Below are 9,894 nucleotides of genomic sequence, written 5' to 3'. Positions count from 1 at the left end.
CCAAATGCTTCGCCCGTACAGTTGTCAGTTGTCAGTTGTTAGTTGCTTTCTGTAGTACAAATATACGGATTTTGAATAAATAATCATCATTTAAATAAAATACAGGCCACGCAGAACGCGCTGGCCTGTAAATGGGAATAGTTATTAGTCAAAAATAAAAGTCCATAATCAACAACCAATTATTAAGTATATATTCTTAACAACTGACCACTGACAACTGACCACTGACTAATCACAAAATTACTTAGCACCCATTTGGGCAGCAACTTCATCAGCAAAGCTCATTTCGTTCTTTTCAATGCCTTCACCGAGTACATAGCGCACAAAGCGACTAACTTGAATTTCTTCGCCAACTTTGGATTTTACTTGTTTCACCAATTCTTCTACCGAAATACTTTGATCACGGATATAAGGTTGATCTAGTAAAGTCATTTCTTTGAGGCGCTTATCAATTCTACCTTGAACAATCTTTTCTTTGATGTTCTCTGGTTTATTGCCTAAGTCGTCCTTACCCATTTCGATGTCTTTTTCTTTAGTGACAATTTCGGCAGGGATTTGGTCTACGCTAACGTATTCAACGTTAGGACAAGCGGCAACTTGCATTGCTGCATTTTTAGCCAAACTTTGGAACTCTTCATTAGCAGCGGCTGAAGCACTTTGAGCGGTCAATTCCAATAATACACCAACACGACCACCAGTATGAATATAGCTATCTGCTATTCCTGGTGTATCAGTGGTGAGAGAGAAATTCACAAAGCGCCGAACTTGAATATTTTCACCAAGAGTTGCAATTGTTTCTTTGATGAATTCATCAACAGTGACACTGGACTTTTCAAGATAGGGTTGAGCCAATAAAGACTCTACACTATCAGTGGTTGCAGCTTGTTGTGCCAAGTTCTTAACCAAGGCTTTAAAAGCGTCGTTACGGGCAACAAAGTCGGTTTGGCAGTTTACCTCTATGAGTACACCTACCTGACCACCGGGCTGAATGTAAGTGTCTACTAGACCTTCTGCGGCGATGCGAGCGCTTCCTTTGTCAGCTTTAGCAATACCTTTTTGCCGTAGCCAGGTTATGGATTCTTCGACATCGCCATTATTTTCCTTCAGTGCCTTTTTGCAGTCCATCATGCCAGCACCGGTTTTTTGGCGTAGCTCTTGGACGAGTTTCGCAGATATTTCCGCCATATTGCCTCAATTCTTAACTTGACAGATACAAATATTATTCAAGATTATCAGACGATCAGGACTCATTTGAAAATCATTTAAGAGACTTCCAATCAAAAAAAATATCCCAATCTGTAGTATGGATGTAGGGGTAAAGCAGTCCCTTGAAGCCGGGGAATAAATTCCCTGTCTAAAAGCTAAAGTCGGTTAAAACCGACTATTTTAGCGTAAATAGGATAATGATTGATTTTGAGTTAACCAGAGTGCGTTTTAACGCACTTTAGTTTTTAGACCGGAACTTAAGTTCTGGGCGGGAATGTTGCAGCCAAACAAATAAGTTATCCCTAGCCTAAGTTGACACCAATGAGAGCTGCTAAACCCCTACTTGTTTGCCAGACTACTTATGCTTCGCCTTCAGATTCAGTGCTATCACTTTCATCATATTCATAATCTTCGTCAGCATAATCATCGTAATCTTCTTCTGCTTCTAGTTGACCGTGACGGCCTTCGTAGATAGCATCTGCTAATTTACCAACAATTAGCTTAATGGATCTGATTGCGTCGTCGTTGGCTGGGATAGGAATATCCACAACGTCTGGATCACAATTTGTATCCAACATGGACACAATGGGAATACCTAATTTTTCGCATTCTTGAACTGCGTTATATTCCCGCTTCTGGTCAACAATAACCACGATATCGGGAACTTTCCTCATGTTTTTAATGCCGCCCAAGTATTTTTGTAGCTTCGTCATTTCCCGACGCAGCATAGAGGCTTCTTTCTTTGGCAATAAATCCAGTGCGCCGGTTTCTTCTCTCCGCTCTAAATCTTTGAGACGCTCGGCTCTGGTTTTAATGGTTGCCCAGTTGGTGAGCATTCCACCCAACCAACGTTGGTTAATGTAGTGAGAACCACAACGGAGGGCTTCTTGGGCAATAATTCCGGCTGCTTGGCGCTTAGTGCCAACAAACAGGAATTTTTTACCTTGCTCTGATTGGGTCCGCATATAATTATACGCGTTATCCATCAACTGGGCTGTTTGTACCAAGTCAATGATATGTACACCATTTCGTGAGGTGTAGATATAAGGAGCCATTTTAGGGTTCCAACGTCTGGTCTGGTGACCAAAGTGAACACCTGACTCCATCATTTGAGCCAAGGAAACTACTGGCATATTTTGTTACTCCTATTCGGGTTAAACCTCCATCTAGGTGCATTTCTCAATTTAAGAAACACCCGAATTCCCAGATGTGCGGATTTTAGACAACTGTACTAGGGTAACACAAATATATTGAGTTTTGTGGTGAACTGGGATTTTTTATTTTCCGTATCATGATTTTAAGGATACTGAAAGAGCTAAAAATCATGCTAATTTAGTAATATAGTTAACATTTGATTACGATACAAAACTATATGAATACGATTTTAATTATTGAAGATGAAGTTCAAATCAGAAACAATCTTAGGCAGATATTGCACTTGTCAGATTTTGATACATTAGTTGCAGAAAATGGGTTACAGGGTTTAGAGTTGGCTAAAGATAAACATCCTGATTTGATAATTTGCGATTTAATGATGCCTGAGTTAGATGGCTATGGTGTATTAACTCAACTGCGTCAGCATAGTGATACTGCAACAATTCCTATAATTTTCTTAACTGCTAAATCAGAGTGGTCAGATTTACGTAAAGGGATGGAACTTGGTGCTGATGATTATTTAACAAAGCCTTTTAATTCTAATCAATTATTGCAAGCGATCGCTACCAGACTGAATAAACAAGCAATATTTGAGCAAAAAACTCAGGAAAAATTGGATAATTTACGCAGTTGTATTACTAATTCACTACCCCATGAAATTAATACTCCTCTCAATCATATTATAGGAATATCAGAATTATTGATGGCAAACTATGGAGAATTTGACCAGGCAGAAATATTAGAAATGCTACAACATATTCATAAAGCTGGTCAACGCTTGCATAGATTAACTGTGAATTTTATCATGTATGCAGACCTGGAGTTATTAGCATCTAACCCGGAAAAAGTAGCAGCACTGAGAAATAATGGAGTTAAAACTTTTGTCACATCAATAGTTGAAAGTGTAGCTTTAAAAATTGCCAAAAAAGCTGGGAGAGAAGCTGATTTAACGATTGAAATCTCAGATGGTATGGCGCAAATATCTCCTGCAAAAATAGCTAAAATTACTGAAGAAATAATTGCGAATGCCTTTAAATTTTCTCCGCCTAATACACCAGTGAAGATTGTCGGAAATAGTCATAATAATGCCTTTCATTTGTCTGTAATTGACTATGGACGTGGTATGACTCAGGAGCAAATTAATAATGTTGGGGCTTATGTCCAATTTGAACGTAAAATGTATGAACAACAAGGTTCTGGTTTAGGATTATTAATTGCTAAAAGATTGGTAGAACTACATGGAGGAGAGTTTTCCATTGAGAGTATCTATGGGGCGCAAACTATTATGAGAATTGTGCTTCCTCAGCCGAAATTTTAAGAAATTTTGGTCATAGACTTGACTAGAAAAGCAAGAGAGAACATTGAGAATATATTCAAAGCTATATCGAACATTTTGGGAAGGGAACAGGGAACAGAAGAAGATGTCAGGGTTTTCGGCATTTTCCCTATAATGGAAATTGTGGATTTGTGGAGATATAGAAAAAAATGACTAAGCTACGGGTGGGTTTACTGTTTGGTGGACGTTCTGGAGAACATGAAGTTTCAATAATTTCGGCACGGGCGATCGCTCAAGCCCTCAGTTTAGAGGAAAATGCTAATAAATACGAAATTTTGGCTTTTTATATCCAAAAAGATGGTGTTTGGCAAGCAGGAGAAGTTGCACAACAAGTTTTAACATCTGGTGTTCCCCAAGAAATCCCCTCCATAACCCCTAATTTATGGCAATTCCCGCCCGAAACTGCCCAAGTTGAGCTTTGGTTTCCCGTTCTTCACGGTCCCAATGGCGAAGATGGTACAATTCAAGGTTTATTGACTTTAACCCAAGTTCCCTTTGTTGGGTCTGGGGTATTGGGTTCAGCAATGGGAATGGATAAAATTGCCATGAAAATGGCCTTTGCCCAAGCGGGACTACCTCAAGTAAAATATAAAGCTGTGACGAGGGCGCAAGTTTGGTCAAATGCTTGTGTATTTCCCAAATTGTGTGATGAAATTGAAGTTGCATTAGGCTATCCCTGTTTTGTCAAACCTGCTAATCTAGGTTCATCGGTAGGAATTGCTAAAGTGCGATCGCGTCAAGAATTAGAAACAGCTTTAGATAATGCAGCCACCCATGACAGACGGATTATTGTCGAAGCTGGAGTTGTGGCCAGAGAAGTTGAATGTGCAGTTTTAGGTAACGACAACCCCAGAGTTTCCGTCATTGGTGAAATTACCTTTGAGAGTGATTTTTACGATTACGAAACTAAATATACCCCAGGGAAAGCCGATTTATTCATTCCTGCAAACTTACCAGAGGTGGTAGCACAACAAATTCAAGATATGGCTTTACAAGCTTTTGCGGCTGTTGATGCGGCTGGGTTATCCAGAGTAGACTTTTTTTATGTGGAAGCTACGGGAGAAATTTTCATCAACGAAATTAATACTTTTCCAGGTTTTACCTCTACAAGTATGTATCCCCAACTCTGGGCTAATACGGATATACCCTTTGCCAAATTAGTAGATCAGTTAATTCTACTAGCAATTTCAAGACATTCTCCAATTAATTAAGGGGATTAGGGAGAGAAGATAGCGGATTAGGTAAAGAGGGAAAATAAATATTTTCCTCTTGTCTAAACAATGATTTGCGTGATTGATGTGATTAACGTGATGGATAATGAGCAAGAGTTTAAAAAAAATAAAGATCCTAGAAAAATTCTCGTCAATCTAGTGAGAAAGTACCCTGGGATCTGGTTCTTGAGTTTGTTCCTAATTCCTATAGGAGTTGCAATTTTTGCATATCATCAACTGAGTTATATTAGCTATGTACCACAAAAAGAACAAAAAGAAACCGCACTTATCCCTGTACAATCAACCATTTCCACATTTTCAGATCCGAGTAATCCTCTACCTTTATGGTTGATAATTGCAGTTATCTTCTGCTGTTCTAGTGGTTCTTTTGTAATTTTCTACCTACTGCAAAACTCAAGAGAAGGCACAAAAGCTATTCAACGCACTCGCAATAGTCAAAAATTGTCCTCGCAGAAACGTCATAAATCCCCAAATTTTCCATCTGACAGCAAAAATTTGCTCATAATTTCGCCACCAGAGAAAATCTATCCCCTCAATACCAATGCGGAATTTGTCAGAGACAGACAAGATTCACGATTCCTCTAGAAACTTGTAAACACAAGATTTTTAAGAAAGTGCCAACTTGGCAACCAAGTTTTAATTACCTAAGTTACATTGATGCAAGATAAACAAATTCAATATTGTGGCTATTAGAGGCTACTACATATTGATTTTTTTCATGCAGTACCAGAGTTTATGCTAACATTTTTCAAGCATAAATAACAATGATTTACAAATAATTGATTGACCATTGATGGAGTCGAAAATAATAACAATAATCAGGTTTGACATTTGCTGCAATGGGAATATTAACCGCATATAGATACTGTTTTTGCTACATTACCCCCCCAATGACTTGACAGTATTTGTATATATTTCTAAACGCTACAGCAGTAAATGTAGAGTGGGAGATTTCAGGCTTTTGGTATGCCTCCTCCCACTCTCTTTTTATTTTGTGTAGGGGTGAAGCATTCCCACGAGAAAAATATGGAACAAACAGATAAACTATATTGGCGAATGCTTCACCCTTTCCCATAAAAATGACAAAGAAATCCATCTATTAAATTTATGCCCTACAATTCCAATATTCACCACCGTCGTTCCATCCGATTAAAAGGATACGACTATACTCAACAGGGAGCATATTTTGTCACCATTTGCACCCATCAACGTAATTGTTTATTTGGTGAAATTGTAGATGGTGAAATAAAATTAAATACAAATGGCGAGATAGCAAGGGGTTCTTGGTTATCTATTCCTCGATATTTTAAAAATGTCGAGTTAGATGAATTTGTGATCATGCCCAATCATTTACATGGGATTATTATCATTGAGAGTTCTGAGGTGGCGGGCGAAGCATTGGCAAATCAAGATTTTTCACAATTGTTTTCTGAGGTGGCGGGCGAAGCATTGGCAAATCAAGATTTTTCACAATCGTTTTCTGAGGTGGCGGGCGAAGCATTGGCAAATCAAGATTTTTCACAATCGTTTTCTGAGGTGGCGGGCGAAGCATTGGCAAATCAAGATTTTTCACAACAACAAAATTTATCAAGCCAATGCTTCGCCCCTACAGTCTATACGGGTGAAACAATTAAAATTAATGGGACAAAACCACAATCTTTGGCGGCAATAACTCAAAATTATAAATCAGTTTCTACACGCCAAATTAATCGGATGAATAAAGCTAAAGGAAATGTAATTTGGCAGCGTAATTATTATGAACATATTATCCGCAATGAAGAAGCATTAAATAATATTCGTGAATACATTGTCAACAATCCGATAAATTGGGTAAAAGATCAGGAAAATCCTGCTAATTTTCAGACAATGCAATTATTATCTAATAAAAATCCAATCAGATTTATTTAAAAGAAATTGGTATCTTTTAAAAACTCCAAAATTGCGGCATTCACAACAGTAGAAGAACCAGTTGAGGCATCATGATAGCAATTTTGCAAAATTTGTAACCGAGAATTGGGAAGATGTTGATGTAGTTTTTCCCCATGACTAGCAGGAAACCAACTATCTTGATCTCCCCATAATACCAAAGTTGGACATTCAATATTTTTGAGATTTTTTTGAATATTACTCAACATACTTGGCTGATTTGTTCGCAAACTCTCAATTTCTTGAGCAGCAATTTGTAAATCTTCCGCAACTTTTACCAAAGTTCCCGGAATTTCAATAAATGGGTAAGTAATCCAGTAAATATCTTCCTCTGTTAACAGGGAAGGATCATACAATACCTTCCGTCTTTCTGTTCCCATAACTTCTCTGACTAAAGGTGCAAACCAATATGCGAGACGTAAATTATCAACTGCATGGATAATCTCTATTGGTGTTTGTGCCAGTAAACCCATAGACCAATGAGGTAAGCTTTCTGTAAAAATAGGGGCATTAATTACTACTAAACGTCCGATTAAATCAGGATTTTTACCAGCTAATCCTAAAGAAATTAATGCTCCTATAGATTCTGCTACTATTATGGGTGGTTCATCACATAAAGCTTGAATAATGCGTTTTAATTCAATAATTTGATGTCCATTTTCTTCTCGACGAGATACAGGCTTTTCGGAAAAACCAAAACCTTTAAAATCACAGCAAATTACCCGAAAATGTTGAGATAATGGTTCAATACTATGTCGCCAATTATAACTCCAACTGCCTAAACCATGTAATAGAATTAGCGGTTTACCTCGACCTTTTTCACCATAAGCTATTTGAATTGGATAACCTTGAGCATCAGGAATAACGAGATATTGCCGTCCTTGAGGAAAATTATCTTGCCACCAATCTTTCATAATTTTCTAGGATAATTTAATTACCAGTGAAGACTTGCCATAATATTCTTAGTAATATCACGGGGATGGATATTAAGACAATAGCCAGTAGAAATAAACCCACAGTAAAAATGAGGATAAATGATTTATCTGCTTTTTGATTTTGCTGAGGAGATTTTAAAGATTCTTCCAATAAAATAATATTGTAATTATTAGCTTTCCACGCAAAATCAAACAAGTCTCCTAACATGGGAATAGCCCCAACTAAGGAATCAACAATTACATTCATTACCATCCTGCCTAATGTGGCTGTAGGTACGCCTAATTGTGCAGCTTCAATGATAATATAAAACGAAAGTATGAGTCCTAAAGCATCACCTCCTATGGGAAGTAATCCAATAATAGGATCTAAACCAATTCCTACTTGTGTTCCGGGAACGGTAATTATATTATCTAATACCTTACTAAATTGACGTAGACGCTTTAATCTAGGTGCATAAGCATCAGGTGTAATTGAAAACTGTTCGGAAAAATTAGGCATTATTAATAATTCTCGATGACTTGATGATCAACTTTTCTATTATCTCATTTATCTAACTAAAATTTTTTTATATTTGCTTGATAAAATTGTAGCTAGATTAACTATTCTTTGATAATTGTCGAATCGGTTTATATTATCAGTATTTTTACTTAATTAATGTTTGGAAAAATGTCTAATTAAGTACCATAATACAGCTATATTAACTATAGACGAGCCAATAGTAGCATAACCGAGTCCGCTTTTCTCATGTTGTTTGGTGAGAATATCCCCCAGTGTTGCCCCAAATGGTCAAGTCAGAACAAATGCCACCCAAAACAAGATAACTTGGGAAATTTAAGTATAATAATGCGCTGCCAATACGAAAGCAAGTAAACTAGCAATTAAAACATATCCGCAGGATCAGCAGATTGGAGTTTATTAGTAGCAATTACTCCGGAAATAGCACACATAATTATAGTTAATAATAGCACTTGTAAACCACGAATTATGGTCATATACATGGGCAAATTTGTCGCTGTTCGGGTTAGCTGATAAAGTCCTAAAGATACGGCTACCCCTGGGAAAAATCCCAAAGCTGCTAAAATTAAAGCTTCTTCAAAAATAATAGTTAGTAAATAAAAATGACGATATCCGATGGCTTTAAAAGTTGCATATTCTCGCAAATGGGCGTTAACATCTGTGGAAAGAACTTGATAAACAATAATTACTCCAACCACAAATCCCATTGATACACCGAGATTAAAAATAAACCCAATGGGAGAATTGCTACTCCAAAAGTTATTTTCAAATTCAATAAATTCCTGATGAGTGAGAACCTTAATATCATCTTTCAAATAAGCCTTTAATTGGGCAACAACTTGGTCAGTTTTATAACCTGGCTTGATTTTAACTAAACCGATGTTCACACTACTTGTAGGCTGCCTGGCAAAGATTTGGGAGAAGTTATTTGCACTGGTAATTAAACTACCGTCAGCGGCAAAGGAAGCACCAAGTTTAAATAAACCACCAATAGTAATTGTGCTACCATTAATTTCAGTTGTGACAGTTTTACCTTCTTGAATTTTCTTTATTGCTTGTTGATATTCTCCTCTGGCTGCCCGATCAAATAAAACTGTATTTGGTAATTTAATCTTCTGTAATTGTTGATTAATTTCTGGTAAATCAAAAGCTGGTTGATCTGGATTTATCCCAATAATTAAGACTCCGGTTTCCAAATGTGTTTGGGGATTCTTCCAAATAATATGATTGCAATACATAGCTTCAGCCGATTTCACCCCCGGTATATCCATTGCTTGATAAAGTCGTCTCCGGGAAAAAATAGACATACTTTGTAAACTACGGGCTTGGGGACTAATGAGAATAATATCAGCTTGTAAACTGCGATGTAATCTAGTATTGCTGTCATATAAAGCAGTTTGAAAGCCTGACTGCATAAACATAAGAACATCAGCGAAAGCAATACCTGATATTGCTACGAATAAACGACTTTTTTCATGAGTAAGTTGCAACCAACCCAAAGGAGTTCGTCGTCGAAATTGTTGAAAAATACTAATCATAGGAATGATAATTGACAACTAACAACTGTACGGGCGAAGCATTTGGAGA

At 37.2% G+C, this 9,894-nt stretch carries 9 protein-coding genes; 4 read left to right on the top strand and 5 right to left on the bottom strand.

Annotation, left to right across the window (positions count from 1 at the left end; all coding sequences use genetic code 11):
* Positions 1 to 240: 240 nt before the first annotated feature.
* Together tsf and rpsB are read right to left on the bottom strand one after the other, a co-directional pair.
* Entirely contained in the window at positions 241 to 1,185 is a 945-nt protein-coding gene (gene tsf, locus FJR06_RS21320; protein ID WP_148762300.1) for a translation elongation factor Ts, read from the bottom strand.
* 380 nt (positions 1,186 to 1,565) lie between these two features.
* Complete coding sequence (gene rpsB, locus FJR06_RS21315) at positions 1,566 to 2,339, bottom strand: 30S ribosomal protein S2 (protein ID WP_015083055.1); 774 nt, start codon at positions 2,337 to 2,339, stop codon at positions 1,566 to 1,568.
* 239 nt (positions 2,340 to 2,578) lie between these two features.
* On the opposite strand from rpsB, the gene FJR06_RS21310 reads away from it, so the two are divergent.
* The 4 genes from FJR06_RS21310 to FJR06_RS21295 all read left to right on the top strand — a co-directional run bounded on the left by FJR06_RS21310 (position 2,579) and on the right by FJR06_RS21295 (position 6,837).
* On the top strand, positions 2,579 to 3,679 hold the full coding sequence (locus FJR06_RS21310) for a response regulator (RefSeq protein WP_015083056.1): 1,101 nt from the start codon (positions 2,579 to 2,581) through the stop codon (positions 3,677 to 3,679).
* Between the two features lie 167 nt (positions 3,680 to 3,846).
* Positions 3,847 to 4,908, top strand: coding sequence for a D-alanine--D-alanine ligase family protein (locus tag FJR06_RS21305; RefSeq protein ID WP_015083057.1), 1,062 nt, complete (start codon positions 3,847 to 3,849; stop codon positions 4,906 to 4,908).
* Positions 4,909 to 4,977: 69 nt separating this feature from the next.
* A complete protein-coding gene (locus tag FJR06_RS21300; protein ID WP_168632316.1) occupies positions 4,978 to 5,514 on the top strand; it encodes a hypothetical protein in 537 nt (178 codons plus the stop codon).
* A gap of 522 nt (positions 5,515 to 6,036) precedes the next feature.
* Positions 6,037 to 6,837, top strand: a complete 801-nt coding sequence (locus FJR06_RS21295; protein ID WP_168652226.1) for a transposase — start codon at positions 6,037 to 6,039, stop codon at positions 6,835 to 6,837.
* On the opposite strand, the gene FJR06_RS21290 is transcribed toward FJR06_RS21295, so the two are convergent.
* The 3 genes from FJR06_RS21290 to devC all read right to left on the bottom strand — a co-directional run bounded on the left by FJR06_RS21290 (position 6,834) and on the right by devC (position 9,845).
* Complete coding sequence (locus tag FJR06_RS21290) at positions 6,834 to 7,769, bottom strand: alpha/beta fold hydrolase (RefSeq protein ID WP_015083061.1); 936 nt, start codon at positions 7,767 to 7,769, stop codon at positions 6,834 to 6,836. The genes FJR06_RS21295 and FJR06_RS21290 overlap by 4 nt on opposite strands.
* A gap of 16 nt (positions 7,770 to 7,785) precedes the next feature.
* Positions 7,786 to 8,289, bottom strand: a complete 504-nt coding sequence (locus tag FJR06_RS21285) for a DUF4112 domain-containing protein (RefSeq protein ID WP_168652225.1) — start codon at positions 8,287 to 8,289, stop codon at positions 7,786 to 7,788.
* 380 nt (positions 8,290 to 8,669) lie between these two features.
* On the bottom strand, positions 8,670 to 9,845 hold the full coding sequence (gene devC, locus FJR06_RS21280; protein ID WP_015083063.1) for an ABC transporter permease DevC: 1,176 nt from the start codon (positions 9,843 to 9,845) through the stop codon (positions 8,670 to 8,672).
* Positions 9,846 to 9,894 lie beyond the last annotated feature (49 nt).

This window comes from Dolichospermum sp. UHCC 0352 (assembly GCF_009711925.1).
Lineage (GTDB): Bacteria > Cyanobacteriota > Cyanobacteriia > Cyanobacteriales > Nostocaceae > Dolichospermum > Dolichospermum lemmermannii.
The sequence above is the reverse complement of the archived record's forward strand: the minus strand, read 5'-3'. Positions and strand labels throughout refer to the sequence as shown.

Excerpts from the sequence above, each read along its gene's own strand:
- tsf (WP_148762300.1), bottom strand. The coding sequence starts at position 1,185 with ATGGCGGAAATATCTGCGAAACTCGTCCAAGAGCTACGCCAAAAAACC.
- rpsB (WP_015083055.1), bottom strand. The coding sequence starts at position 2,339 with ATGCCAGTAGTTTCCTTGGCTCAAATGATGGAGTCAGGTGTTCACTTT.
- FJR06_RS21310 (WP_015083056.1), top strand. The coding sequence starts at position 2,579 with ATGAATACGATTTTAATTATTGAAGATGAAGTTCAAATCAGAAACAAT.
- FJR06_RS21305 (WP_015083057.1), top strand. The coding sequence starts at position 3,847 with ATGACTAAGCTACGGGTGGGTTTACTGTTTGGTGGACGTTCTGGAGAA.
- FJR06_RS21300 (WP_168632316.1), top strand. The coding sequence starts at position 4,978 with ATGATTTGCGTGATTGATGTGATTAACGTGATGGATAATGAGCAAGAG.
- FJR06_RS21295 (WP_168652226.1), top strand. The coding sequence starts at position 6,037 with ATGCCCTACAATTCCAATATTCACCACCGTCGTTCCATCCGATTAAAA.
- FJR06_RS21290 (WP_015083061.1), bottom strand. The coding sequence starts at position 7,769 with ATGAAAGATTGGTGGCAAGATAATTTTCCTCAAGGACGGCAATATCTC.
- FJR06_RS21285 (WP_168652225.1), bottom strand. The coding sequence starts at position 8,289 with ATGCCTAATTTTTCCGAACAGTTTTCAATTACACCTGATGCTTATGCA.
- devC (WP_015083063.1), bottom strand. The coding sequence starts at position 9,845 with ATGATTAGTATTTTTCAACAATTTCGACGACGAACTCCTTTGGGTTGG.